The following is a 26,000-nucleotide window of genomic DNA, read 5'->3' as shown; positions in this document are numbered from 1 at the left end:
CTGGCTTGCCAGCGATTGGGCTGCAAGGCAGCCCCATTGCAATGCGATCAAACCATCGCCAAATGCTGCTTGCGCGTCGGCGCCGGGAATACGCGATCGATCGCCCGCAGGTCCTCGCTGCTCAACACCAGCTCTCCAGCCGCCGCATTGAGCCTCACATGTTCCGGTGCCACCGCCTTGGGAATGGCCACGACCCCGTCTTCGCGAGTCACCCAGGCCAGGCTGACCTGGGCCGGTGTCGCCCCATGGCGCTCGGCAATATCGGCCAACAGCGGGTGCTGCAACAGCCGCCCGGCCTGGGCCAGTGGGCAGTAGGCCATGGTCGGCAGGCCCCGCTGCCGGCTCCAGGGCAGCAGGTCGAATTCGATGCCACGCTGCACCGGGTTGTACAGCACCTGGTTGGTGGCGCAGTCAGGATTGTGCAGTTCGCGCAGGTCATCGACATCGAAGTTGGACACCCCCCAGCGGCGAATCTTGCCTTGCTCGCGCAAGCGCTCGAACGCCTCGACGGTCTCCTCCAGCGGGTACTGGCCGCGCCAGTGCAGCAGGTAGAGGTCGATCACGTCGGTGCCCAGGCGTTTCAGGCTGCGCTCGCAGGCCTCGGGCACGCCGCGCCGGCTGGCATTGTGCGGGTACACCTTGCTGACCAGAAACACCTGGTCACGGCGCCCGGCGATGGCCTGGCCGACCACCTCCTCGGCGCCGCCTTCGGCGTACATTTCGGCCGTGTCGATCAGGTTCATGCCCTGCTCGATACCTTGCTGCAGCGCAGCCACTTCAGCCGCCCGCTGGGCCGGGTCTTCGCCCATGTACCAGGTACCCTGGCCTATGGCCGGTACGTTGCAACCTGCCAGTTTCACGTAACGCATGTCACCTCCGGAGCGTGGGTGTGGGAAAGCAGCACTTCAAGCAGCGCTTGGGCTGCGGTGGAAAGCTTGTGGTCACTCAGGGCAATCACGCCGATGCGCCGCTCCACGGCAGGCTCGACCAGCGTCACGCAGCGCGCGCCCAGCTCCTGCATCTGGTTGATGCACAGCGCCGGCACCGCGCTGACGCCCAGGCCACTGGCGACCATGCGGCCAATGGTCGACAGCTGGTGGCTTTCGAACGCCACCGCCAGCTTGCCGTGCAACGCCGCAACGTTCTGCTCCAGCAGCAGCCGCACGGCCGACGGGCGTTGCAGGGCGATGAAATCTTCGGCCAGCAATTGTGTCCAGGCCACTTGCTGTTGCAAGGCCAACGGCGAGTCGGCAGGCACCACGGCAACGAAACGGTCCAGGTACAGCGGATGGAAGTCCAGGCCATCGCAATTGTCCGGCTCAAAGCCAATGCCCAGTTCGACGCGGCGATGGCGCACCAGTTCCAGCACCTGCTCGTTGATCACGTCGTGCACGGTGACGTTGACCTTGGGGTAGCGCTGGCGAAACACCTTGAGGCTGTGGGGCAGCAGGTTGCCGGCAAAGGCCGGAATGGCCGCCACCGATACCCGGCCCAGTTGCAGGGTGAAGCGCTGGCGCAGCATTTCTTCGGTGTCGTCCCAGTCTGCCAGCAGGCGCCGGGCCAGCGGCAGCAGCACTTCGCCCTCGGCGGTCAGGCTGACGCTGCGCGTGGTGCGGGCGAGCAGGGCGCCGCCGAGCTTGTCCTCCAGCGCCTTGATGGTCAGGCTCAAGGCCGGCTGGGAAACATGCAGGTGCTCGCCAGCCTGGGCAAAACTCTGGTACTTGGCGACGGCGACGAAGGCGCGCAGTTGCTTGACGTTCATGGCAGGCTCACGTTTATTTTGGAAACATTATCAATCGATGATGAAAACAAAATTAACAAATCAGTCGCCAGCGGTGAAGATGCAGGTACACGCTCACCGACAGCCTCGTCGGTTCAACAACTACAAAAGGCGGATCAACATGGCCGGACTGGACAAGCGCGTAGCAACCTATGAAGAGGCCCTCGACGGCCTGACCGACAACATGACGGTACTGGCGGGCGGCTTCGGCCTGTGCGGCATCCCGGAAAACCTCATCAACGAAATCCGCCGCCGTGGCGTCAAGGGCCTGACTGTGGTTTCCAACAACTGCGGCGTCGACGGCTTTGGCCTGGGCGTACTGCTCGAAGACCGGCAGATCCGCAAGATGATCGCCTCCTACGTGGGCGAAAACGCCGAGTTCGAGCGCCAGTTGCTCAGCGGCGAGCTGGAAGTGGAACTCACCCCCCAAGGCACCCTGGCCGAGAAGATGCGCGCCGGCGGCGCCGGCATCCCGGCCTTCTACACCGCCACCGGCTACGGCACCCCAGTGGCCGACGGCAAGGAAGTGCGCGAGTTCAAGGGCCGCAAGTACATCCTCGAAGAATCCATCACCGGCGACTTCGCCATCGTCAAGGGCTGGAAGGCCGACCACTACGGCAACGTGGTGTACCGCAACACCGCGCAAAACTTCAACCCGCTGGCCGCCACCGCCGGCAAGATCACCGTGGTCGAAGTGGAAGAGATCGTCGAGCCCGGCGTGCTGTTGCCCAGCGAAATCCATACCCCGGGCATCTACGTTGACCGGGTCATCGTCGGCAGCTTCGAAAAGCGCATCGAAAAGCGCACCGTCAAGGCCTGAGCGCCGTCCATCAGAACAACAAAGAGATCCTGACCATGGCACTGACCCGCGAACAGATGGCGCAACGCGTCGCCCGTGAACTGAAGGACGGCTACTACGTCAACCTGGGCATCGGTATCCCGACCCTGGTGGCCAACTACGTACCCGCCGACATGGATGTGATGCTGCAATCGGAAAACGGCCTGCTCGGCATGGGCGAGTTTCCGACCGAAAGCACCATAGATGCCGACATGATCAACGCCGGCAAACAGACCGTCACCGCCCGCCGCGGCGCCTCGATCTTCGACTCGGCACAATCCTTCGCCATGATCCGTGGCGGCCACGTCGACCTCACAGTGCTGGGCGCCTTCGAGGTGGACGTGCAGGGCAACATCGCCTCGTGGATGATCCCCGGCAAGCTGGTCAAGGGCATGGGCGGCGCCATGGACCTGGTGGCCGGTGCCGACAACATCATCGTCACCATGACCCACGCCTCCAAGGACGGCGAGTCCAAGCTGCTGCCCCAGTGCAGCCTGCCGCTGACCGGCGCCGGCTGCATCCGCAAGGTGCTGACCGACCTTGCGTACCTTGAGATCGAAAACGGCGCCTTCATCCTGCGCGAAACCGCGCCTGGGGTGAGCGTCGAGGAGATCATCGAGAAGACTGCCGGCAAGCTGATCGTGCCGGATGATGTGAAAGAAATGACCTTCTAAGCCATTTCTCTCCCAACCCTGTGGGAGCGGGCCTGCCCGCGAATGCCCTGGCGAAGTTGCCAGCGCATTCGCGGGCAAACCTGCTGCCATGGGGTTTTTGCGTTGTGTTCGTTATTCGATAAAACCAATAAAAGGAAAGTACCCGTGGCCGCTGAAATTCAAGACAGCCGCTCCGCCCGCTTTGCCCTGCGCTGCTCCAACTGGGCCGAACGCTGGTTCCCCGACTCCTGGGTCTTCGCAGCCCTGGCCGTGATGCTGGTGTGCATCGGCGCCCTGGCCATGGGCGCCAAGCCCACCGACACGGCCAAGGCCTTTGGCGATGGCTTCTGGAGCCTGATCCCGTTCACCATGCAGATGGCCTTCGTGGTCATTGGCGGTTACGTGGTGGCCAGCTCGCCACCGGCCGCACGGCTGATCGACCGCCTGGCGCGGCTGCCGAAAAACGGCCGCTCCGCCGTCTGCTGGGTGGCATTGATCTCGATGCTCGCTTCGCTGCTCAACTGGGGCCTGTCGCTGGTGTTCGGCGGGCTTTTGGTGCGGGCGCTGGCGCGCCGTACGGAGCTGAAGATGGACTACCGCGCCGCAGGCGCCGCCGCCTACCTGGGCCTGGGCGCCGTGTGGGCGCTGGGCCTGTCGTCGTCGGCGGCGCAGTTGCAGGCCAACCCGGCCAGCCTGCCGCCATCGATCCTGTCGATCACCGGGGTGATCCCGTTCACCGAAACCATCTTCCTCTGGCAGTCCGGGGTGATGCTGGCGGTGCTGGTCGTGGTGTCGCTGGTGATCGCCTATGCCACCGCGCCTGGCGCGGGTAGCGCGCGCAGCGCCGAAGACTGCGGCGTGGACCCAAGCTTCACGGCGCCGCCCGCGCCGCAACGCACCCGCCCGGGCGAATGGCTGGAATACAGCCCGATCCTGATCCTGCTGCTGGTGGCCCTGGCCGGCGGCTGGCTGTACCAGGAGTTCGCCACCAAGCCTGCGATCACCGCGATTTCCGGGCTCAACACCTACAACCTGCTGTTCATCATGCTCGGCGCCTTGCTCCACTGGCGCCCGCGCAGCTTCCTCGACGCCGTGGCCCGCGCCGTTCCGACCACCACCGGGGTGCTGATCCAGTTCCCGCTGTACGGCTCGATCGCGGCCATCCTCACCCAGGTCAAGGGGGTGGATGAGCAGACTCTGGCGCACCACATTTCGCTGTTCTTCACCCAGATCGCCACCCACGACACCTATGCGCTGCTGATGGGTGTGTATTCGGCGGTGCTGGGCTTCTTCATCCCTTCGGGCGGCGGCAAGTGGATCATCGAAGCCCCCTACGTGATGATGGTGGCCAATGACCTGCAGTACCACCTGGGCTGGGCGGTGCAGATCTACAACGCGGCAGAAGCGCTGCCGAACCTGATCAACCCGTTCTACATGCTGCCGTTGCTGGGGGTGCTGGGGCTCAAGGCGCGCGATTTGATTGGCTTCTCGTTCGTGCAGCTGCTGGTGCATATACCGCTGGTGCTGGTGCTGCTTTGGGCGCTGGGCACGACCTTGCAGTACGTGCCGCCGGTGATGCCTTGAATTAAATAGACTGGCAGCGAACCTGTGGGAGCCGGCTTGCCGGCGATGAGGCCTATGCAGCCGAAAAACGGCTTGGCCCTTATCGCCGGCAAGCCGGCTCCCACAGGTGCTGTGTCGATTACCGCTATTGCAGGGCGTTGAGCAACGCCGCCAGCTTCGCCCGGCCCTGCTCATCCAACCCGAACACCGGCCGACGCGGCTCGCCCACCGCTAGCCCGGTCAGTGCCAGCCCTGCCTTGATGGTCGCTGGCAGCCCGCCTTTGAGAATGAACTCGAGCAACGGCAACTGCCGGTAGAACAGCGCCCGGGCCTGCTCCAGCTCACCGGCCAGCACCGCCTGGTAGAGCTGCTGGTTGAGCGCCGGGATCAGGTTCGGCGCCGCCGTGCACCAGCCTTTGGCCCCGGCCACGAACGCCTCCAGCGCCAATGGGTTGCAGCCGTTGTAGAACGGCACCTGGCCTTCGCCGAGCAGCTGCAGCTTGTGCATGCGCTGGATGTCGCCGGTGCTCTCCTTGACCATGGTGACGTTGGCGACCTCCCGCACGATCCGCAGGATCAGCTCCACCGGCATGTCGGTGCCGCTGGTGGCGGGGTTGTTGTAGAGCATGATCGGCAGGTCGACGGCCTCGCCGATGGCCCGGTAGTGCTGGAGGATTTCTGCCTCGCTGAGCTTCCAGTAGGCCGCCGGCAGCACCATCAGCGCATCGGCGCCGTGGGCCTGGGCGAAGCGGGCGCGGCGCACGGCGCCGGCGGTGGTCAGGTCGGAGACGCTGACGATGGTGGGCACGCGCCGGGCCACCTGGGCCAGGCTGTACTCGGCCACCTGTTGCCATTCGCTGTCGCTCAGGTATGCGCCTTCGCCGGTGCTGCCCAGCGGCGCGATGGCCTGTACGCCGCCGTGCACAAGGCGCTCGATGGACTGGCCGAGGGCCGGCAGGTCGAGTTGTTCGCCGTCGGCGCTGAACGGGGTGATGGTGTAGCCGATGATGCCGTTGAATTCTGTGGTCATGATTGTGGGCTCCGCAAGCAAGGCATTCAGGGGTCAGTTCAGGCAGTCGGCGTGGGCGCGCAGGCTTTGCCGGGCAAAGTAGTTGAAAGCGGCCGCATGGCGCTTGGGCCGGTCGATCCAGTCGTGCGCCTCGCGGCCCAGCGCCGGGGCGATGGGTTTCACGGTGCCGGCGGCCATGGCCAGCAGTTGCAGGCGCGCGGCGCGCTCGATCAGCTGGGCGTAGACGCAGGCCTGTTCGATGCTGGTGCCGGTGGACAGCTGGCCGTGGTGCGAGAGCAGGATGGCGCGCTTGTCGCCCAGGGCGGCGCTGATGATTTCACCTTCTTCGTTGCCCACCGGCACGCCGGGCCAGGCTTGGAGGAAGGCGCAATCGTCGTAGAGCGGGCACAGGTCCATGTGCGACACCACCAGCGGCACTTCGAGCATGGACAGGGCGGCGACATGGGTGGGGTGGGTGTGGATGATGCAGTTCACGTCCGGGCGGGCGCGGTACACCCAGCTGTGGAAGCGGTTGGCCGGGTTGGGCATGCCCTGGCCTTCGAGTACTTCAAGGTCCTCGTTGACCAGCAGCAGGTTGCTGGCGCTGATTTCGTCGAAACCCAGGCCCAGTTGCTGGGTGTAGAAGGTGCCCGGCTGCGGGCCGCGGGCGCTGATCTGCCCGGCAAGGCCGGAATCGTGGCCGTGGTCGAAGAGAATTCGGCAGGTCAGGGCCAGCTTTTCCCGTACAGTCCACGTATTATCGGCAAGCGAGCCTTGCATCTGCGTCAGGGCTTTTTGCACCAGCTGGTCTTTGCTGTGTGTGAGGGTCTTGGCCATGGGGGTGTGTCCTCGGTGGCGTGATGGTGGATGTCGGTGCTTGCCCGCCTCGATACTTTGGTCGGTGGAGGGGCGGTCAATCACATGACACAAATTATCCTATATGACACAAAGTGTCATGAGCAAGTGCGTTCGTTTGGGAAAACCGCTGCACATGTCTATCCGATTGAAATTGCTGAGAAAAAAACTAGGGATCACGCTTGAGGTGCTGGCCGACAAGGCGGGCATGACCAAGAGCTACCTGTCCAAGGTCGAACGGGGTTTGAACACGCCGTCGATTGCCGCTGCGCTGAAGCTGGCGCGGGCGCTGAACGTCAATGTCGAGGAGCTGTTCGCCGAAGAGCAGGCCGGGCAGGGCCGCTACAGCCTGGTGCGCCAGGGCGAGCGCCAGGCGCTGGTGGGCGACGGCCAGGGGCCGGGGTATGCGGCGCTGACCAGCCAGGTCGGCCAGCGCAGCCTGTTGCCGTTTCTGATCCAGCCGCCAACCGAGTTCAGCGACCCGACCTTCAAGGAGCACCAGGGCGAAGAGTTTCTGTTCGTGCACGAGGGGCAGGTGGAGGTGGACTTCATGAACGAGCGGGTGTTGCTGGCGCAAGGCGATGCGCTGCATTTCAATGCCCAGACCCCGCACCGCCTGCGTTCGGTCGGCCCGCGCCCGGCGCAGTTGCTGGTGGTGGTGCACGACAGCGGCGAGTGAGGGCTGTGCGATGATCGAGGTGTCGCGGTTCTGGCGCGATCCGGCGTTGCCCTTTGTCGAGGCCCGGCGCGTGGGGGATGGGCGCAAGGTGTGCTATGCGGCCCATTCCCATGAAAGCTTTTCCATCGGCGTGATCACCGGCGGGCGTAGCACCTACTTGAGTGCCGGCAGCCAGCGCGAGGTGAGCGCCGGCACCACGGTATTGATGAACCCGGGCGTGGTGCACACCTGCAACCCGATTGCCGGGCAGGGCTGGTCGTACCTGATGCTGTTTGTCGATATGCCGTGGTTGCGGGCGCAAGGCTTCGCGCTGCCGGCCCAGGCCTGCAGCACCTCGCCCGCGTTGTACCAGCGGCTGCTGCATCTGTTTGCCGATTTGTTCGATGGCGAGAACGACGACCGGGAAGCGCGGTTGGCGTGCTTTTTCGATGACCTGCCCGGTTATCTGCAGGCCGTGGCGCAAGAGCAGCGCGATGCACACCCGCGCCTGGACACTGCGGCAGCGTTCATTCGGGCACACCGCCTGGACCCGTTGAGCCTGGCGGATATCTGTGCGGCCAGCGGGCTGTCCCGGTCCTATCTGATTCGCGCCTTTGCCCAGCGCTTTGGCCTGACGCCCCATGGTTACCTGCTGGACCAGCGCGTGCAGCATGCGCGGGCGCAATTGCGCAGGGGCAGGGCGATTGCCGAGGTGGCGCTGGAGGCGGGGTTTGCCGACCAGGCGCACCTGCAGCGGGCGTTCAAGCAGCATCTGGCGGCGACGCCTGGGCATTATCGCGATGCCGAGCATTGAGGTTTGTCCGTCATGGCCCTTTCGCGGGGCAAGCCCGCTCCCACAGTGTGGACTGCGCCACCAATCCACCCCTTGGGGCAGTCCAGTGTGCCTGTGGGAGCGGGCTTGCCCGCGAAAGAGCCGGCAAAGCCAGCATCAATAGACCAGATACCCCGCACTGCCCACTAGCAACACCGCCAGACTACGGTTGAGCAGCCGCAAGTAGCGCGCCTCGTTCAAGCAATGGCGAATCACACTCCCGGCCCACGCCCAGCAGGCCACCGAGACGAAACAGATCGGCCCGTAGATCCAGGTGAACAACCACAGCAACTGTTGCTCGCCCCCGGTATAGGCCCCGACACCCGCCACCGCCGCCAGCCAGGCCTTGGGGTTCAGCCACTGCATCGCCGCGCCTTGCCAGGCCGAAGGTGGATGCTGGCGCTGCTCGCCCGTCAACTGGCCGTTATCGCAAGCCAGCCTCCAGGCCATGTACAACAAGAACGCCACGCCGCCCCAGCGCAGCACCTCGCCCAGCAACGGCCAACGCAGCAGCAGCTCGTGCAGCCCCAGCCCCACCAGCACCAGCAGCAGGCAGAACCCCAGCGTGGCACCGGCCACATGCCCCAGGCTGGCGCGCAGCCCGTGGCGCGCCCCGCTGCCCAGGGCTACGATATTGACCGGGCCGGGCGATATGGACGCGGCCAAGGCGAAGGCGGCCATGGAAAGGGACAGGCTCATCGGTTGACTCCGTGCAGGGGATGGATGGCCGTCATCCTGCCGCGCGGGCTGCCAGGAGTATTGAAGAAAAGTCCCCCAATGACCTGTTACAGGTTTTGTAATAGTTTTGCGCTGTCAGAAAAACCTGCTGTGCTTGTAGCATCGACGTCCCTAATTGCTATCAAGGTCCCCATGAGCACCTTCGCGGAGCCCCCCAGTTCCTGGCCGTCCCGGCCATCCTTCCTTCGTCCCCGTGACGCTTCCTTCGTGAGTACCCGCTAATGGAATGGCTAGCCGACCCCACGGCCTGGCTAGGCCTGTTGACGCTTATCGTCCTCGAGCTGGTGCTGGGTATCGACAACCTGGTGTTCATCGCCATCCTGGCCGACAAGCTGCCGCCGCATCAGCGCGACCGCGCGCGGGTGATCGGCCTGAGCCTGGCATTGATCATGCGCCTGGGTCTGCTGGCGAGCATCTCGTGGATGGTCACCCTGACCGCGCCGCTGTTCGAGGTGTTCGGCAAGAGTTTCTCTGGCCGCGACCTGATCATGCTGTTCGGTGGTGTGTTCCTGCTGTTCAAGGCCACCATGGAGCTGCACGAACGCCTCGAAGGCCACGTCACGCAGAACAGCGGCGGCTTGCGCCATGCCGCGTTCTGGCCGATCGTCGCGCAGATCGTGGTGCTGGACGCGGTGTTCTCGCTCGATGCGGTGATTACCGCGGTGGGCATGGTCGAGCACCTGTCGGTGATGATGATCGCGGTGATCTTCTCGATCGGCATCATGATCGTCGCCAGCAAGCCGCTGACCCGCTTCGTCAACGCCCACCCGACAGTCATCATGCTGTGCCTGGGCTTCCTGATGATGATCGGTTTCAGCCTGACCGCCGAAGGCCTGGGCTTCCACATCCCGAAAGGCTACCTGTACGCGGCGATCGGCTTCTCGATCCTCATCGAGCTGTTCAACCAGCTGGCCCGTGCCCGCCGCAAGCGCAGCCTGCAGCAGCACCGGCCGCTGCGTGAGCGCACCGCCCATGCCGTGCTGCGCCTGCTGGGCGGGCGGCGGGTGGAAGCCGACGAGGTGGGTGAGGAAATTGCCGACCTGGTGGAGGGGGGCGAAGAGCAGGTGCTGTTCGACCGCCGCGAGCGGGTGATGATCAGCGGCGTGCTGAACCTCGCCGAGCGGCCGATCCGTACCGTCATGACTGCCCGTGCCGAGGTCGATGTGCTCGACCTGGCGCAGCCGGCGGCGGCGATCACCGAGGCGCTGGCCCATTCGCCTTACTCGCGCCTGCCGCTGATTCGCGAGGGCCGCATCGATGAGCCGCTGGGCTTCGTGCACAAGAAGGAGTTGCTCAAGGAGTACCTGTCGGGCAATGCCCCTGACCTTGAACGCATGGCCCGCGCGCCGTTGAACCTGCTGGAGAGCTTCAGCATCCTCAACGCCCTGGAGCAGATGCGCAGCCAGTCGACGCACATTGCCTTCGTGGTCAACGAGTTCGGTGACTTCACCGGCCTGCTGACCATGACCGACATCCTCGAGTCGATCGCCGGTGAGCTGCCCGACGCTAGCGAAGTGGAAGGCCCGGAGATTGTCGAGGAGGGTGGCAGCTTTGTCGTCAGCGGCGCCCTGAACCTCAGCCAGGTCCAGGCCCGTACCGGTTTCGTCGCCCGCGCCACCGAGGACTACCAGACCCTCGCGGGCCTGGTGATGAGCCTGCTCGACCGGCTGCCGGTGGTCGGCGACCACCTGGCCTGGAACGGCTGGAGCATGACCGTGGTGGCGGTGGAGGAGCGCCGGGTGCGCCAGGTGCGCCTTACACCGAACGCCGGCGCTGACGCATCAGGTGCTTGAAGCCTTCGGCCACCAGTACCAGCACCGCGGCCCAGATCGGCAGGTAGGTCAGCCACTGATCCGGGCCGATGGTCTCGCCCAGCAGCAGCGCCACGCCGACCAGCAGCACCGGTTCGACGTAGCTGAGCAGGCCGAACAGGCTGAACGGCAACATGCGGCTGGCCAGCACGTAGGCGATCAGGGCCGATGCACTGATCGCCCCAAGCAGCGGGATCAGGCCGTACAGGCCGGGGTGTGCCAGCAGGTCGGCGCTGCTCAGCGGGCCCTGGCTGACGAAGTACAGGGCCCAAGGCAGTAGCAGGCACATGTCGCACCACAGCCCGCCCAGGTGGTCGGTGCGGCAACGCCGCCGCAGCACGAAGTAGATCGGGTAGCCGATCGTCACCAACAGGGTTTCCCAGGCGAAGCTGCCGTTCTGGTACAGCTCATGCCCCACACCCAGCGCAGCGCAGCTCACCGCCACTTTCTGCAGGCGCGACAGGCGCTCGCCGTACACCATCCGGCCGGTGAGCACCATCGCCAGCGGCAGCAGGAAGTAACCCATCGACACTTCCAGGCTGCGCCCATGCAGCGGCGCCCAGAGAAACAGCCACAGCTGCACACCCATCAACCACGAGGTGCCGACCATGCCCAGCAGCAGGACGGGCGTGCGGCGCACGCGGGCGAGCAGCTCGCCGACGCGTTTGAAGTCCTTACTCACCAGCATGAACAGGGTCAGGCAAGGCAGGGTCAGCAAGGTGCGCCAGCCGAAGATTTCTTCGCCATCGAGCGGTGACAGCAGGGAGGTATAGAAGTACATCACGGCGAACAGGCAGGACGCCGTGACCGAACAGAAAATGCCTTTTGACACGAATGCCTCGGATAGGGGGAGTGAGCGGGTGGATCAGCCGCGCATGATCTCAGGGGGCGCGCCCTGCGGCAACCGCGCGGCGCCCGGCTGGCTGGCCAGCGCCTGGAGAAACTCGGCCGCCGGCATGGGCCGACCGAACAGGTAGCCTTGCTGGAAGTCGACGCCATGGCGGGCCAGGTAGTCACGCTGGACTTCGCTTTCCACGCCTTCGGCCACCAGGCCCAGGTGCAGCTTGCCCGACAGCTCGATGATGCTGTCCAGAATGTGCTGCGACAGCGCATCGCCACCGATCATGGCCACGAAGCTCTGGTCGATCTTCAGGTAGTCGACCTGGAACTGGCGCAGGTAATTGAGGCTCGACTGGCCGGTGCCGAAGTCGTCCAGGGCGATCATCACGCCCATCTCATGCAGTTTCTCGAACAACTCCAGGGTGATCGGCGTGGCCTCGATCAGCTTGCGTTCGGTCAGCTCCAGGGTCAGCACCACCCGCCCCGGCGGGAAGTGCTGCAGGAAGGTGCGGCAATCGTCGAGCAGGTTCAGGTCGCGGCAATGGTCGGCGGTGATGTTGATGGCGATGTGAAAGCCATCCTCCATCAGCGCGGCGTAAGGGGCGAGGCTGTGTGCGGTGTGCAGCATCAGCGCCCGGGTCATCTCGACGATCTGGCCGCTGTGCTCGGCATAGGGAATGAACAGATCCGGGCGAACCAGGCCTTCGTGGGGGTGGTTCCAGCGCATCAATACCTCGGCGCCGGCCCAGCGGTAGTCGTCCTTGCGCACCACGGGCTGGAAGTACGGCAGAAACTCGTCGGCTTCAAGGGCCCGGCGCAGTTCGGCGCGCGGCGAGTTGGCGCGGCGGATCTGCCAGCGGCAGGCGGTGCCGGCCACCGCACCCAGTAGCAGCAGCAGGCTCAGCAGCGCCGGGTAGTGGCTGCGCAGTAGCTCGCCGGGGGTCGCGGCGCTGTAGCCGCCGTGAACGCTGAACGGGTAGCGGGTGGAGCTTTGCGTCACCTCGGCGACCGGCGCGGTGGGCAACGGGCCCTGGTGCACCACGCCGTCCTGGCCCATCCAGTCATCGCCCACCCGCAGCTGCAACTGCTGGTCGGGGCCGATCAGGCGCAGTGCGGTCACCAGGTGCTCGCCATCGACGGTCGCGATGGCGCCACGTTCGCCTTCACTGGCGCGATACACCAGCAAAGCGTGGCCTGGGGTGACCGAGTTGCCGTCCATCAGCCACAACCTGCCGTCGGTGTAGTCGCGGGCGTCGACCGGCTCGTCGAACTCGCCGAACAGCGATGTGCAATAGAGGTTGTTGTGCTGGAACAGGTTGGTCGAGCGCACGTAGGCGTTGCGGGTGACCTGGCCACGCAGCGACAGCTGGGTCTGCTCGCAGGGGCTGCCGGCCAGTGGCAGCAGGGCCTGGGCGGTGCTGGAGAGGGTATCGAGGATGTGCTCGACCTGTTCCACCACCTGGCGCGTGGTGGCCTGGCTGTTGGCCTCGAGCTCGCGCTCCACCTGCCAGTGCATCACGATCAGGCCGAACGCCAGCGGCAATGCGCCGACCACCCAGGGGAGGAGGGTGCGCCAACTCCACCGGGCAGGGCGTTTTACGGTAAGGGGCATGCTGGCCTAATCTTCATGAAAGGTAACGTGCTGAGGATAGCCGTTTGTCGGTGAAGGTGGCGAACAAATGCGCGACAAAGGAATTTACGCACTGTAGAATCGATTTACGAATACAACAATAAGGTCCTTCCCTGTTGGAGGATCGATCCCGCCGAGAATGGGTCCCTATGACGAATCCTGGGTTCAAGCTGACCATTGGTGACTTCCTCGCCCGCAGCGTGCGCGGTATCCCGTGCTCACCGCCATCGCCGTTCCACATCCCACGCAATCAATAATCTTTAGCTGCAGATGAGGACACGAACATGGCTGATATCTTTGAAAATCCAATGGGCCTGATGGGCTTCGAATTCATCGAACTGGCGTCGCCTGCGCCGGGCGTTCTGGAGCCGGTGTTCCAGATACTCGGTTTCACCAAGGTGGCCACCCACCGCTCCAAGGATGTGCACCTGTACCGTCAGGGTGGCATCAACCTGATCCTCAACAACGAACCCAAGAGCATCGCCTCGTACTTCGCCGCCGAGCATGGCCCGTCGGTGTGTGGCATGGCGTTCCGTGTGCGCAACGCCCATGAAGCCTATGCCCGTGCCCTGGAGCTCGGTGCCCAGCCGGTGGAAATCGAAACCGGCCCGATGGAGCTGCGCCTGCCGGCCATCAAAGGCATCGGTGGTGCCCCCCTGTACTTGATCGACCGCTTCGAAGAGGGCAGCTCGATCTACGACATCGATTTCAACTTCATCGAAGGCGTCGACCGCAACCCGGTGGGTGCTGGCCTGAAAATCATCGACCACCTGACCCACAACGTCTACCGCGGGCGCATGGCGTACTGGGCCGGGTTCTACGAAAAGCTGTTCAACTTCCGCGAAATCCGTTACTTCGACATCAAGGGCGAATACACCGGCCTGACCTCCAAGGCCATGACCGCGCCGGACGGGATGATCCGCATTCCGCTGAACGAAGAGTCGTCCAAGGGCGCGGGGCAGATCGAAGAGTTCCTCATGCAGTTCAACGGTGAAGGCATCCAGCACGTGGCCTTCCTCACAGACGACCTGCTCAAGACCTGGGATGCGCTCAAAGGCTACGGCATGCGCTTCATGACTGCGCCGCCGCAGACTTACTACGAGATGCTCGAAGAGCGCCTGCCAGGGCACGGTGAGCCGGTCGACCAGCTGCAGGCCCGCGGCATTCTGCTGGATGGGGCTTCCGAGGCCGGCGACAAGCGCCTGCTGCTGCAGATCTTCTCGGAAACCCTGCTGGGGCCGGTGTTCTTCGAGTTCATCCAGCGCAAGGGTGACGATGGCTTTGGTGAGGGCAACTTCAAAGCCCTGTTCGAGTCCATCGAGCGCGATCAGGTGCGCCGTGGCGTGCTGAACGCCGAGTAAGGTTCGAGCAAGGTTGCAGCAACGCCGTCAACGCGAGTTGGCGGCGTTTTCATTGCGCGGGCCGCGCCTGAACAAGGCCCAATAGATCACTGAGCCGGTGACCACGCCGATCAACACCAGTGAAGGCAGCACCATGAGCATCGACTGGCGAGCTTCATTGGCGGAAAAACCCTCTGCATAGCCAGCCTCGACGGTGTAGCCATACTTTTCCGACATCCCCCTGTGAAAGTATTCGGCTTGCGAAGGCCGTGACAGGTCGCGTGAATCCCCGTCAGCCCAGATATAGCCATCACCAAATTGCAGCAGCAAGGTCAGCCCATCCTGGAACGCTCGAAGTTCATTGCGCAGCTGATCGGCATAGGCGGTTGCGATGGCGCTGAATGCCTCGTGCTCGACCTGGTGCACCAACAAGGCGCCTTCTGGCGCCAGGGTGGAGATGAACGCCAGTTGCACCGGCATCGACGGGCCTGCCTGGCTCAGTTGCGCATCGGCAAAACCCGCCATCGAGCTGCAGTAGGCCTCGCCGCCCTCGGCCAGCGTGAGCGAACGCAAGTACTGGGTTTCGGTGGCCAGCTTGGTCAGGCTGACTTTGGCTTCTGCACAGGGCTTGCCTGCCAGGGCCAGGGCGTTGTTGGCAATGGCATGCAACCTGTCCAGCGACAGGTCGACGGAATAGATCGCTTCCTGCACGGATACGCGGGCGTTCTCCTCGAGTTTGCGGTCCTGCTGGTAGACCATCACCGCCAGCCCCGAGGCGACAGGTATCAAGCTGATAGACAAGATCAACAGCAGCTCCAGCATGGAGCGACCGATCGTGGTGGTTCTTGACATAGGCCAGCGGCCCTCCGCTTCGACGCCGCCCGTGGTGGGCAGTTGAGGAAGAAGAGCCTAGGAAAACCGTAGTAGGCCTACTGTAAGTTGCGGCTGTATCTGGCAAGGGAAGCACGGCATCGTCGTGTAAGACGCATCATCGCTTGAGCTGCTCCAGCACCTTTTCTGCCAGCAACGCCGTGGACTTTGGGTTTTGCCCCGTGATCAAACGCCCGTCGGTGACCACGAAAGGCGCCCAAGGGTCATCATGCTTGCTGTAGGCACCGCCGCGGGCTCCCAGCTCGTTTTCGGTCAGAAACGGCACCACCTTGTCCAGTTCGGCGAGTTTCTCCTCGGTGTTGGAAAACCCAGTGACTTGCCGGTCCTTGAGCAACAGCGTGTTGTCGCTGAGCTTGATGTTCAGAAGCCCCACCACGCCGTGGCACACCGCCGCGACGATGCCGTTCTTTTCGTAGACCTTGCGCGCCAGATCCTGCAACGCCTGGTTGTCCGGGAAGTCGTACATCACCCCGTGCCCGCCGGTGTAATAGATGACCTCGTAATCCTCGGCCTTGACCTTGCCTGGCGACAGCGAAGCGCCCAGGCGGCTCATGAAGCGCTTGTCGTCGTACCACTGCCAATCGAGTTCCGGCGCCATCTGCAGGCTGTGCGGGTCAACCGGTACATAGCCGCCTTCAGGGCTCACATAATCAACGCTGTAGCCGGCCTTTTGCACCACATCGACGAAGTGCACGGCCTCACCGAGCCACAGCCCGGTGGCCCGGTTCAGGCCTGGGTACTTGGCAGTGTTGGTCAGCACCACGAGAATTTTCTTGCTCATCACCACCCTCCGGTCTGTAGTCATACGGGAAGACGCGCCATGACGCGGGAAAACCTAATGAGCATAGCTTGCGGTTTCGACCCCGCACGCCGGCAGTGGCGCTGTGCTACCTTTTGATGCGCAGATCGCTTGTTTATCTTCAGCCAAGGTGGAATCAGGACATTGGTCGCTAAAGGCAGTGAGCGCAACGCTTCGGCGTCAGGCATTCAATTACCTCCGGTGGCGCACTCGGCCCTCGGCATGGACGCGTCGATCGCAGCGCAGGATTGGGGGCAAACCGCCCTGGGCCCCTTGCCACGCTGGCAGGCGCCGTTGCGCCTGGCGGTCGATGCGATGCTCATGTCGCCGTTTCCCAGCGCCGTGGTTTGGGGCCCCGACCTCACGGTGATCCACAACACAGCCTATCTGAGGTTGCTGCATGGCCCGGGCCATGCGTTGGGCAAGGGGTTCGACGCGTTGTGGAGCAGCAACTGGAATGACGTCGGGCCATGGGTATTCAAAGCCCTGCAAGGCCAGGGCAGCTTCGTCGAGGACCAGCCGCTGTGGGTCACCTGCGCCAACACCGGCGCCCAGGCGCTGTACGCCTTCAGTTACACGCCCATCTGCGACGACCACCGAGAAGTGGCGGGGTTCCTGCACACCGTCATCGAGACTACCGCCAGCGTCGAGGCGCTGGGCAAGTGGCGCGAGCAGGCGCAGGCCTTCGAAGAGCAGATCCAGCGCTACCTGGTGGACCGCGAGTCCATGTGGCAGCTGTCGCGCGACGCCATGATCAGCGTTACCCGCGACCTGCGCCTGCAGGCGGCCAACCCCGCCTGGCTGCGCATACTTGGCTGGACCCAGGCCGAGGTGCACGACATCCCGATCCTGCAGCTCGTGCACCCGGCAGACCGCGCCGAAGTGGAAGTGGCGGTGATCGACTTCGTGCGCGACCAGGGCGCCGAGCAGCTGGAAACCCGCCTGCGTCATCGGGATGGGCATTACCGCTCGTTCCGCTGGACGGCCAAGTTCGATGGCACGATGCTCACCGCCGTGGGGCGCGACATCACCGATGACCGCGAAGAGGCGATGCGCCAGTCCCAGGCGTTGCTGCGCGGCAACCAGCAACTGGAGGTGGTGAGCCACATGGCCGGCGGCATGGCCCACGAGATGAACAACCTGTTGTCGGGGATCGGCGGCAGCCTTGAAATGCTGCAGCGGCGCTTGAGCCAGGGGCGCCTGGAGCGGATCGACACCTACGTGGAGCTGGCGCGCGATTCGGTCCAGCGCGCCATGACCCTCACCCACCGCCTGCTGGCGTTTTCCCGCCACCAGCCGCTTTCGCCGAAACCGCTGGATATCAACCGCCAGCTATCCGCCATGGAGCCTTTGCTGCACCAGGTGCTGGGCGCGGAAATGCGCTTGCAGTGGCAACTGGAGGTCGAACCCTGGCCGGTGTGCCTGGACATCACGCAACTGGAAAGCACCCTGGTCAACCTGTGTGCCAACGCCCGCGAAGCCTGCCTTGAGCGCGGCAATGTGACGGTGCGTACCACCAACATGCGCCTGGCCACCGCCTTCCCGGACCCGGCCGGCCTGGCGCCGGGCGACTATGTCGCCGTGCATGTCTGCGACGACGGGCATGGCATGAGCGCCCAGGACGTGGCCAGGGCGTTCGATCCGTTTTTCACCAGCAAGCCGGTGGGGCGTGGGGCAGGGCTGGGGTTGCCGATGGTGCACGGCTTCGTTGGCCAGTCCGGGGGCTACATCTGGATCGAATCCGCGCTGGATGCCGGCACCACCGTTTCCATGCTGTTTCCGCGCTGCAGCCAGAGCATTCCCCAAGAGCCTCCCCAGCGCGTGCCGTCGGCGCGGCTGGCCGAGGGGCAGCGCCTGCTGCTGGTGGACGATGAGAACAACCTGCGCATGCTGATGCGCGAATACCTGCGTGAACGCGGGTTCGAGGTCTGTGATGTGACCGATGCCAATTCGGCACTGGAGCGGTTCCGCCACGCGGGGCCCTTCGACCTGGTCATCACCGATATCGGCCTGCCCGGTGGCTTCAGTGGCCGCCAGGTGGCCCGGGCGATGCGCATGATCAACCCGGAGCAGAAGATCCTGTTCATCACCGGCTACACCCAGACCACGCTGGAGCCCCAGCTGCTCGATGCGCCCGGCACGGCGTTGTTGCTCAAGCCTTTCCCGCTGGAGGAGCTGGCGGATCAGGCGCTGCTCATGCTTACCGAGTGATGCGGCTCAACGGCGGCCGAGCATCTGCGCCACCTGCAGCTGCAACTGCCTGAGTTCGAACGGTTTGCAGATCAGCTGCATGCCTGGGGCGAGAAACCCTTCACGGGCCGTGGCCGTTTCGGCGTAGCCGGTGATGAACAGCACCGGCAAGCGTGGCCGCAAGGTGCGGGCGATTTCAGCCAGTTGCCGACCGTTCATGCCCGGCAAGCCCACGTCGCTGACCAGCAGGTCGATCGTTTCGCTGGAGCGCAGTACCTGCAGCGCTTCGCTGGCATTGCAGGCGCTGTGGCAAGGGAAACCGTCCTCCTGCAGGGTCTGGCAGAGCAACTGGCGCACGTGGGGGTCGTCTTCGACCAACAGCACGTTGCGCCCCTTGGTCTGCGTTGTCGGTGCAGGCGGGGCTTTTTCGACCGGCGTCCGGCCATGATGGCGCGGCATGAACAGATCGACCCGGGTACCTTGGCCGATCTGGCTGTGCAGCATCACATGGCCATGGGACTGCTTGCTGAAGCCATACACCATCGACAGGCCCAGGCCGATGCCCTGGCCAACCGGCTTGGTGCTGAAAAACGGCTCGAAGGCCCGCTCCAGCGTGCTTTGCGACATGCCCTGGCCTTCGTCGATGATGCTCAGGCAAGCGTAATCGCCGCTGGCCAGGCCGCTGCCGGGCAACTGCTGCGCGGTGATGTGGCGGTTGCGCGCCTCGATGCGCAGCACGCCACCACTGGGCATGGCTTCACAGGCGTTCTGCAGCAGGTTGTCGATGGCCTCCTGCAATTGCACCTGGTCGGCCTGCACCGGCCAGAGATCGCGCGCCAGCTTCAATTGCAGGGTTGCCTTGCCCGCCAGCACCGCCTCCAGGTGCGGCGTCTGCAGCAGTTCGGGCAGTTCGATGCATTGGCTGTTCAGCGACTGGCGGGCAGAAAACGCCAGCAGCCGGTGGGTGAGCCGGGCGGCGCGTGACACCGCCTGCTGGCCCATGCCCAGCACACTCTCCAGGCCCTCGCTGCGCCCCTGTTTCAAGCGCCGGTCGATCAGCTCGAAACTGCCGCCAATGCTGGTGAGCAGGTTGTTGAAATCGTGCGCCACGCCGCCTGCCAACTGGCCGATTGCATCCATCTTGCGCGCCTGGTGCCGGGCCTGGGTTTCGCGTTGCTCGGTATCGTCGTGCTGGTCCAGGCGCTGCTGCAGGTCAGCCAGCTGGTCGCGTGCCAGGTACTGGCGCCGGCGCATGCGCAGGGCGGTCTGGGCCAGTTGCAGCAGTTGCGCTTCGGCGAAGGGCATGACCAGCAAGGTGAGGTTGCCCAGCGGGTGGTTGGCGGGCGTGGTAGCAGTGGTGGCGGTGGCGGTGAGCATCACGATCGGCAGGTCCGACCATTTGGGCTGCTGCTCGATGAACCGCTGCAGCAGCGCGCCGGGGCCGTCGTCCAGCGTGTTTTCCGCGATGATTGCCAGCCCCGCGCCCTCAGCCAGGCAGCTCTGCAGGTTGGCCATGTCATGTGCGCACTGGCTCTGCACGCCGGCGGCCGCCAGCAGCCGCGAAGTATCCGTGGCGAGCTGCGTGGGCGCCAGGATCACGGCACGTTCGTCCAGTGACACAGAACTGGCCAATGCATATCTCCTTTGACTAATGGGCAGGGCCGATCCGGGTCATGCCACCAGGTGTCCGATACCCACTGGACCACAGCCCCTTGCCAAGGGTTCAACGCAAACTACAGGCCCTGTTGCAGGAACGGATCATCCGGGTTCAAACGCTCCAGTTCCGCCAGCAGCACCTGGACGTTCTGCAGCTGCCCGGTCTCCTTCCAGTACTGGATCAGCAGCACCCGCGCCGCGCGGTTGGCCGGTTGCCGGCTGAGCAGGGTTTCCAGCTGCTTTTGCGCCGCATCGGTTTGCTCCAGGTCGTGCAGGGTCACCGCCAGGGTGTAGCGGTAATCGGCGTTGTCCGGCTCCAGCTCGACCGCCCGCGACAGCGCCAGCAGGGCGTACTCGCGCTGGTCGTGGCGGATCAGCCAGAGGCCCAGCTGGTTTTGCAGAAACGCCGAATCGGGGCGCAAGGCCAGGGCTTTGGCGAGGATCTGCCGGGATTGGTCGTGCTGGCCCTGGCGCTCGAGCAGGCGCACCTGGGTCGCCAGCGCGTCGGGGCTGTCCGGTGCCAGCGCCAGGGCACGCTGCAGGGCCGTGGCGGCTTGGGTGTAGTCGTTCTCGTGCAGGTACAGGCGCGCCAGGTGCACCTGCGCCTCGGCATCGTCGGGCTGCTGCTCGAGCGCCTGCTGATATTGCTCGAGCGCCGCCTGCAACGGGCCGAAGTACAGGCCGATGGCGTCGGGGTCCAGGCCCAGCAGGGCATCGACCGCAGCAAAACGCACGCTTTGTTCGTCATCGTCCAGCAGCGGCCCCAGCACCAGGCTGCGCTGCGGCGCCGGGACCAGGCGCTGGATGCTGGCAATGGCCGCGCGGCGCACCAGCGGCTCGTCGTCTTCCAGCCCGGCACGGGCCAGCTTCAGCGCTTGCGGGGAAGGGTAGTCGGGAAGTTCGGCGAACAGCGCAGCGCGGCGGATCGGCGCCAGGTCGTCGCGTTGCAACTGCTGGTACAGCACCCGCGCAGCGCCCGGCTGGCCTTCGTGGGCCATGCGCAGGGCCTTGCCATAGCTGTGCGGCGGCAGCGTCTGGGGGGCCGGTGGCGTGTCCCGGCGCAGGTAGCCGATGGTGCCCGATACCAGGATCAGCAGCAGCAAGGCGATCAGGTAGCGGTGACGTCTGGGCATCGTGCGGTCCATGGCGGTGGGAAGGGAGAGCTTGGGGCAGAATGCCGTGGGCTGCAAGCACCGTTGGCGTGTCTGCACCGGCCTTGTCGCCGGCGCGGCCACCATAAAAAAAGCCCCGCGGGCCAAGGCCTGCGGGGCAAAGGGTTGGGAGAGACCAACCAAAGGAGTCGTTGCTAATTCAAGTCTCAGCGCACGCTGGCAACCGTCTCGGGCTGCCAGCCGCCACCCAGTGCCTTGTAGATCGACACGATGCCGCGATACAGCTCCACTTCACCCACCGCCTGGGCGTCTTCGGCGCTCAGGCGTTCGCGTTCGGCATCGAGCAGCACCAGGTAGTCCACCGTGCCTTCGCGGTAGCGCACCGAGGCCAGCTCCGCGGCCTTGCGGCTGGCGTCGCTCTGGCGCATCAGCGACAACAGCCGCTGCTGGGTCTTGTCGTAGTCGCTGAAGGCGTTGGCCGATTCTTCCAGGGCCAGCAGCACCTGCTGTTCATAGTTGGCCAGTGCCCCTTCGGCATCCGCCTTGGCGCCGCGCAGGCGGGCGCGCACGCTGCCCAAGTCGAAGGCTGCCCAGGTGATGCTCGGGCCGAGGGCCCAGGCATTGGCGGCCGAGGAGCCGATCTGCGAGCCGCGTGCGGCGGTAAAGCCGAGGAAGCCGCTGAGGCTCACCCGCGGGAACAGGTCGGCGGTGGCCACGCCAACGTTGGCGGTGGCCGCTGCCAGCTGGCGCTCGGCGCTGCGGATGTCCGGGCGGCGGCGCAGCAGCTCGCCGGGGTCGCCCACCGGCAGGGCCTTGGCAATTGCCGGCAGGGCCTTGGGCGAAAGGTCCACGCTCAGCGCGTCCGGGCGCTGGCCGAGCAGGGTGGCGATGCGATGGCGCGCCCGCGCCTGTTCGGCCTGCAGCTGCGGCACGGTGGCTTCGACCCCGGCCAGGCGCGCATCGGCGCGCACCACGTCGAGTTCGTTGCCGACCCCGGCATCGCGCAGGGTCACGGTGATGGTGCGCGACTCTTGCTGGGTCTTGAGGTTGGCCACGGCGATCTTCTCGCGCAACTGCGCCCCGCGCAGCTGGCCGTAGGCATCCACCAGCTCGGCGATCAGGCTCACCTGCAACTGCTGAAGGTCGGCCTGGGCCGCCGCCGCCTGGGCATCGCTGGCTTCGATCTGGCGCTGGATGCGGCCGAACAGGTCGAGCTCCCAGGCCATGTCCAGGCCCAGGTCGTAGCGCTCGCTGTTGACCCGCTGGTCGGTCTGGCCCGGGACCTGGCCCTTGCCGATTTCGCTGCTGGCGCGGCTGGTGACCACCGGCAACTGGTCGTTGGCGGCGTCATCGCGGATCGCCCGCGCCGACTTGAGCCGGGCAAAGGCCACGCGCAGGTCGCGGTTGCCCTCCAGCGATGCCTGCACCAGCTGGTTCAGTACCGGGTCGTCGAACTGCTTCCACCACACGCTCTCGAAGCGGCTGCGGTCGAAGGCCTTGGCCTGCAGCGCGGTGTCCACCTGGGCAGGCTCGGTGGCTGGCGCCTGGTAGTCAGGGCCCACCGCACAGGCCGCCAAGGCCAGGGCCAGCAGGCTCGGGGTCAGGGGTTTGAGCAGGTTCATGCATGGCTCTCCAGCGATTGAACGCGTTCGGCCTTGCGGGCCTGGCGACGCTCGACGAAACGGCGGATCAGGAAGAAGAACACAGGGGTCAGGAACAGCCCGAACACGGTCACGCCGATCATCCCCGAGAACACCGCCACACCCATGGCATGGCGCATTTCAGAGCCTGCACCGGAGGAGAACACCAGCGGTACCACACCCATGATGAAGGCGATCGAGGTCATCAGGATCGGCCGCAGGCGCAGGCGGCAGGCTTCCAGCACCGCAGCCAGCGGGTCGAGGCCCTTGGCTTGCTCGTCCTTGGCGAACTCGACGATCAGGATCGCGTTCTTGCACGCCAGGCCCACCAGCACGATCAGGCCGATCTGGGTGAAGATGTTGTTGTCGCCACCGGAGACGATCACCCCGGTAATGGCCGACAGCAGGGTCATCGGCACGATCAGGATCACCGCCAGCGGCAGGCTCCAGCTCTCGTACTGGGCCGCCAGCACCAGGAACGCCAGCAGCACGCAGAGCGGGAACACCAGCAGGGCGGTGTTGCCGGAGAGGATCTGCTGGTAGGTCAGGTCGGTCCATTCGAAGGTCATGCCGTTGGGCAGTTCCTCCTTGAGCAGTTTCTCGATGGCCGCCTCGGCCTGCCCGGAGCTGTAGCCCGGTGCCGCCGCGCCATTGATTTCCGCGGTGATGAAGCCGTTGTAGTGCATCACCCGGTCAGGCCCGGAGGTGTCGCTGACCTTGAGGAAGGTCGCCAGCGGGATCATCTCGCCCTGGTTGTTGCGCACCTTCAGCTGGCCGATCTGCTCGGCATCGAGGCGGAACTGCTGCTCGGCCTGGACGTTGACCTGGTAGGTGCGGCCAAAGCGGTTGAAGTCGTTGGTGTACAGCGAGCCCAGGTAGACCTGCAGGGTGTCGAAGATATCGGTGATGGCCACGCCGTGGGTCTTGGCTTTCTCCCGGTCGATGGCGGCATCGACCTGCGGCACGTTGACCTGGTAGCTGGTGAACAGGCCCGCCAGCTCCGGCACGTTGTGGCTCTTGGCGATGATGTTCTGGGTTTCCTTGTACAGCGCTTCGTAGCCCAGGTTGCCGCGGTCCTCGATCTGCAGGCGGAAGCCGCCGATGGTGCCCAGGCCCTGTACCGGCGGCGGTGGGAAGATCGCGATGTAGGCGTCCTGGATGTCGGCGAACTGGGCATTGAGCGCGGCGGCAATGGCGGCAGCCGACTGGCTCGGGTCCTTGCGTTCGTCGAACGGCTTGAGCGGGGTGAACACGATGCCGCTGTTGGGGCTGTTGGTGAAGCCGTTGATCGACAGGCCCGGGAAGGCCACCGAGTCGGCAACGCCAGGCTGCTTCAGGGCAATTTCGCTCATGCGCTTGATCACCGCCTCGGTACGGTCGAGGCTGGCCGCGTCAGGCAGCTGGGCGAAGGCCACCAGGTACTGCTTGTCCTGGGCCGGCACGAAACCGGTCGGGGTGGACGAGAAGCCCAGGTAGGTCAGGCCCATCAGCCCGGCATAGACGAACAGGGCAATGCCGCTGGAGCGGATGACCCGGCGCACGCCGCCCACATAACGGTGGCTGGCACGGTCGAAGAAGCGGTTGAACGGGGCGAACAGCCAGCTGCCCAGCAGCTTGTCGAGGAACCGCGAGAAACGGTCCTTGGGCGCATGGTGGTCCTTGAGCAGCACGGCAGCCAGGGCCGGCGACAGGGTCAGCGAGTTGAACGCCGAGATCACGGTGGAGATGGCGATGGTCAGGGCGAACTGCTTGTAGAACTGCCCGGTCAGGCCGGAAATGAACGCCGCCGGCACGAACACGGCGCACAGCACCAGCGCCGTGGCGATGATCGGCCCGGTCACCTCGCTCATGGCCTTTTGCGTGGCCTCCAGCGGTTTCAGGCCCAGCCCGATGTTGCGCTCGACGTTCTCCACCACGACGATGGCGTCGTCCACCACGATACCGATGGCCAGTACCAACCCGAACAGCGACAGCGCGTTGAGCGAGAAGCCGAACAGGTGCATCACCGCAAAGGTACCGATCAGCGACACCGGCACCGCCAGCAGCGGGATGATCGAGGCGCGCCAGGTCTGCAGGAACAGGATCACCACCAGCACCACCAGCACCAGGGCTTCGAACAGGGTGTGCACCACCGCTTCGATGGAGCCGCGCACGAAGATGGTCGGGTCGTAGACGATGCTGTAGTCCATCCCTTCAGGGAAGTCCTTCTTCAGCTCGGCCATCTTCGCCCGCACTTCGTCGGAGATCTCGATGGCATTGGAGCCTGGGCGCTGGAAGATCGGGATGGCGACCGCCGGCTGGTTGTTCAGCAGCGAACGCAGGGCGTACTGGCTGGAGCCCAGCTCGACCCGGGCGATGTCCTTGAGGCGGGTGATTTCGCCATCGGCACCGGCACGGATGATGATGTTCTCGAACTCTTCCTCGTTGACCAGGCGGCCCTGGGTGTTGATCGACAGCTGGAAGCTGGTCGAACCCGGGGCGGGCGGGGCGCCCAGCTGGCCGGCGGCAACCTGGCGGTTCTGCTCGCGGATGGCAGCGACCACGTCACTGGCGGTGAGGTTGCGCGAAGCGGTCTTGTTCGGGTCGAGCCACACGCGCAGCGAGTAGTCGCCCATGCCGAACAGCTGCACATCGCCCACGCCGCCCAGGCGCGCCAGCTCATCCTTGATGTTGAGGATGGCGTAGTTGGACAGGTAGAGCATGTCGTAGCGGTTGTCCGGCGAGGTCAGGTGCACGACCATGGTCAGGTCGGGCGAGGCCTTGTCGACGGTGATACCGATGCGCGTCACTTCTTCGGGCAGCTTGGGCTGGGTGCGGGTGACGCGGTTCTGCACCTGCACCTGCGCGTTGTCCAGGTCAGTGCCCAGGGCGAAGGTGATGGTCAGGGTCAGCTTGCCGTCGGCGGTGGACTGCGAGGACATGTAGAGCATGTTCTCGACCCCGGTGATGGCCTGCTCCAGGGGCGCGGCGACGGTTTCGCCGATGACCTTGGGGTTGGCGCCGGGGAAGTTGGCGCGCACCACCACGGTGGGCGGCACGACTTCCGGGTATTCGCTGATCGGCAGCTGGAACAGCGAGATCGAGCCTGCGATCAGCAGCACCAGCGACAGCACGGCAGCGAAGATCGGCCGGGTAATGAAGAATTTCGAAAAGTTCATCGGTGTG

21 protein-coding genes are annotated in these 26,000 nt (G+C 65.0%); 8 read left to right on the top strand and 13 right to left on the bottom strand.

Going from position 1 to position 26,000, the window contains the following annotated elements; genetic code table 11:
* Positions 1 to 47: 47 nt before the first annotated feature.
* Positions 48 to 869 carry an aldo/keto reductase gene (locus B3E94_RS03365; protein ID WP_286912330.1) on the bottom strand — a complete coding sequence of 274 codons (822 nt, stop codon included), beginning with the start codon at positions 867 to 869 and terminating at the stop codon, positions 48 to 50.
* Positions 857 to 1,762, bottom strand: a complete 906-nt coding sequence (locus B3E94_RS03360; RefSeq protein WP_236193300.1) for a LysR family transcriptional regulator — start codon at positions 1,760 to 1,762, stop codon at positions 857 to 859. The genes B3E94_RS03365 and B3E94_RS03360 overlap by 13 nt, the downstream gene beginning before the upstream one ends.
* Before the next feature lie 139 nt (positions 1,763 to 1,901).
* Here B3E94_RS03360 and B3E94_RS03355 point away from each other — a divergent pair, with 139 nt between their 5' ends.
* From B3E94_RS03355 to B3E94_RS03345, 3 genes are all read left to right on the top strand, one after another.
* On the top strand, positions 1,902 to 2,600 hold the full coding sequence (locus B3E94_RS03355) for a CoA transferase subunit A (protein WP_176518303.1): 699 nt from the start codon (positions 1,902 to 1,904) through the stop codon (positions 2,598 to 2,600).
* Between the two features lie 35 nt (positions 2,601 to 2,635).
* Entirely contained in the window at positions 2,636 to 3,292 is a 657-nt protein-coding gene (locus B3E94_RS03350) for a CoA transferase subunit B (RefSeq protein WP_286912328.1), read from the top strand.
* Between the two features lie 144 nt (positions 3,293 to 3,436).
* Positions 3,437 to 4,855 carry a short-chain fatty acid transporter gene (locus B3E94_RS03345; protein WP_236193305.1) on the top strand — a complete coding sequence of 473 codons (1,419 nt, stop codon included), beginning with the start codon at positions 3,437 to 3,439 and terminating at the stop codon, positions 4,853 to 4,855.
* 124 nt (positions 4,856 to 4,979) lie between these two features.
* Here the strand turns inward: B3E94_RS03345 and B3E94_RS03340 are convergent, their stop codons facing one another.
* On the bottom strand, positions 4,980 to 5,864 hold the full coding sequence (locus B3E94_RS03340; protein ID WP_286912327.1) for a dihydrodipicolinate synthase family protein: 885 nt from the start codon (positions 5,862 to 5,864) through the stop codon (positions 4,980 to 4,982).
* A 33-nt stretch (positions 5,865 to 5,897) separates the two neighbouring features.
* Positions 5,898 to 6,680, bottom strand: coding sequence for an aldolase (locus B3E94_RS03335; RefSeq protein ID WP_286912326.1), 783 nt, complete (start codon positions 6,678 to 6,680; stop codon positions 5,898 to 5,900).
* Positions 6,681 to 6,834: 154 nt separating this feature from the next.
* On the opposite strand from B3E94_RS03335, the gene B3E94_RS03330 reads away from it, so the two are divergent.
* Complete coding sequence (locus B3E94_RS03330) at positions 6,835 to 7,377, top strand: helix-turn-helix domain-containing protein (protein ID WP_236193311.1); 543 nt, start codon at positions 6,835 to 6,837, stop codon at positions 7,375 to 7,377.
* Positions 7,378 to 7,387: 10 nt separating this feature from the next.
* Positions 7,388 to 8,170: an AraC family transcriptional regulator gene (locus B3E94_RS03325; protein WP_286912324.1), complete on the top strand. Its 783-nt coding sequence runs from the start codon at positions 7,388 to 7,390 to the stop codon at positions 8,168 to 8,170.
* 135 nt (positions 8,171 to 8,305) lie between these two features.
* Here the strand turns inward: B3E94_RS03325 and B3E94_RS03320 are convergent, their stop codons facing one another.
* Positions 8,306 to 8,887: a LysE family translocator gene (locus tag B3E94_RS03320; RefSeq protein ID WP_286912323.1), complete on the bottom strand. Its 582-nt coding sequence runs from the start codon at positions 8,885 to 8,887 to the stop codon at positions 8,306 to 8,308.
* Positions 8,888 to 9,147: 260 nt separating this feature from the next.
* Between B3E94_RS03320 and B3E94_RS03315 the strand changes: the two genes are divergently transcribed.
* The gene (locus B3E94_RS03315; RefSeq protein WP_236235780.1) at positions 9,148 to 10,719 is read left to right on the top strand and encodes a TerC family protein; all 1,572 of its coding nucleotides are present in this window, start codon (positions 9,148 to 9,150) and stop codon (positions 10,717 to 10,719) included.
* Here B3E94_RS03315 and rarD read toward each other — a convergent pair.
* Both rarD and B3E94_RS03305 read right to left on the bottom strand, forming a co-directional pair.
* Positions 10,682 to 11,569: an EamA family transporter RarD gene (rarD, locus tag B3E94_RS03310; RefSeq protein ID WP_286912322.1), complete on the bottom strand. Its 888-nt coding sequence runs from the start codon at positions 11,567 to 11,569 to the stop codon at positions 10,682 to 10,684. The genes B3E94_RS03315 and rarD overlap by 38 nt on opposite strands.
* Positions 11,570 to 11,602: 33 nt before the next feature.
* Positions 11,603 to 13,189, bottom strand: coding sequence for an EAL domain-containing protein (locus tag B3E94_RS03305; protein WP_286912321.1), 1,587 nt, complete (start codon positions 13,187 to 13,189; stop codon positions 11,603 to 11,605).
* 302 nt (positions 13,190 to 13,491) lie between these two features.
* On the opposite strand from B3E94_RS03305, the gene hppD reads away from it, so the two are divergent.
* On the top strand, positions 13,492 to 14,568 hold the full coding sequence (gene hppD / locus B3E94_RS03300) for a 4-hydroxyphenylpyruvate dioxygenase (protein ID WP_286912320.1): 1,077 nt from the start codon (positions 13,492 to 13,494) through the stop codon (positions 14,566 to 14,568).
* A 27-nt stretch (positions 14,569 to 14,595) separates the two neighbouring features.
* Here hppD and B3E94_RS03295 read toward each other — a convergent pair whose 3' ends face one another.
* Both B3E94_RS03295 and B3E94_RS03290 read right to left on the bottom strand, forming a co-directional pair.
* Positions 14,596 to 15,399: a CSS-motif domain-containing protein gene (locus tag B3E94_RS03295; protein WP_286912318.1), complete on the bottom strand. Its 804-nt coding sequence runs from the start codon at positions 15,397 to 15,399 to the stop codon at positions 14,596 to 14,598.
* A 136-nt stretch (positions 15,400 to 15,535) separates the two neighbouring features.
* The gene (locus B3E94_RS03290; protein ID WP_286912317.1) at positions 15,536 to 16,219 is read right to left on the bottom strand and encodes a type 1 glutamine amidotransferase domain-containing protein; all 684 of its coding nucleotides are present in this window, start codon (positions 16,217 to 16,219) and stop codon (positions 15,536 to 15,538) included.
* Positions 16,220 to 16,459: 240 nt separating this feature from the next.
* Between B3E94_RS03290 and B3E94_RS03285 the strand changes: the two genes are divergently transcribed.
* A complete protein-coding gene (locus B3E94_RS03285; RefSeq protein WP_286912315.1) occupies positions 16,460 to 18,448 on the top strand; it encodes a hybrid sensor histidine kinase/response regulator in 1,989 nt (662 codons plus the stop codon).
* 6 nt (positions 18,449 to 18,454) lie between these two features.
* On the opposite strand, the gene B3E94_RS03280 is transcribed toward B3E94_RS03285, so the two are convergent.
* From B3E94_RS03280 to B3E94_RS03265, 4 genes are all read right to left on the bottom strand, one after another.
* Entirely contained in the window at positions 18,455 to 20,059 is a 1,605-nt protein-coding gene (locus B3E94_RS03280) for a response regulator (protein WP_286912314.1), read from the bottom strand.
* 101 nt (positions 20,060 to 20,160) lie between these two features.
* Positions 20,161 to 21,216, bottom strand: a complete 1,056-nt coding sequence (locus B3E94_RS03275) for a tetratricopeptide repeat protein (RefSeq protein ID WP_286912313.1) — start codon at positions 21,214 to 21,216, stop codon at positions 20,161 to 20,163.
* 185 nt (positions 21,217 to 21,401) lie between these two features.
* Positions 21,402 to 22,817 carry an efflux transporter outer membrane subunit gene (locus tag B3E94_RS03270; protein WP_286912312.1) on the bottom strand — a complete coding sequence of 472 codons (1,416 nt, stop codon included), beginning with the start codon at positions 22,815 to 22,817 and terminating at the stop codon, positions 21,402 to 21,404.
* A complete protein-coding gene (locus tag B3E94_RS03265) occupies positions 22,814 to 25,993 on the bottom strand; it encodes an efflux RND transporter permease subunit (protein ID WP_176516379.1) in 3,180 nt (1,059 codons plus the stop codon). The genes B3E94_RS03270 and B3E94_RS03265 overlap by 4 nt, the downstream gene beginning before the upstream one ends.
* Positions 25,994 to 26,000 lie beyond the last annotated feature (7 nt).

Origin of the sequence: Pseudomonas sp. UBA6315, assembly GCF_002438125.1 — a bacterium.
Taxonomy (GTDB): domain Bacteria; phylum Pseudomonadota; class Gammaproteobacteria; order Pseudomonadales; family Pseudomonadaceae; genus Aquipseudomonas; species Aquipseudomonas faucium.
The sequence above is the reverse complement of the archived record's forward strand: the minus strand, read 5'-3'. Positions and strand labels throughout refer to the sequence as shown.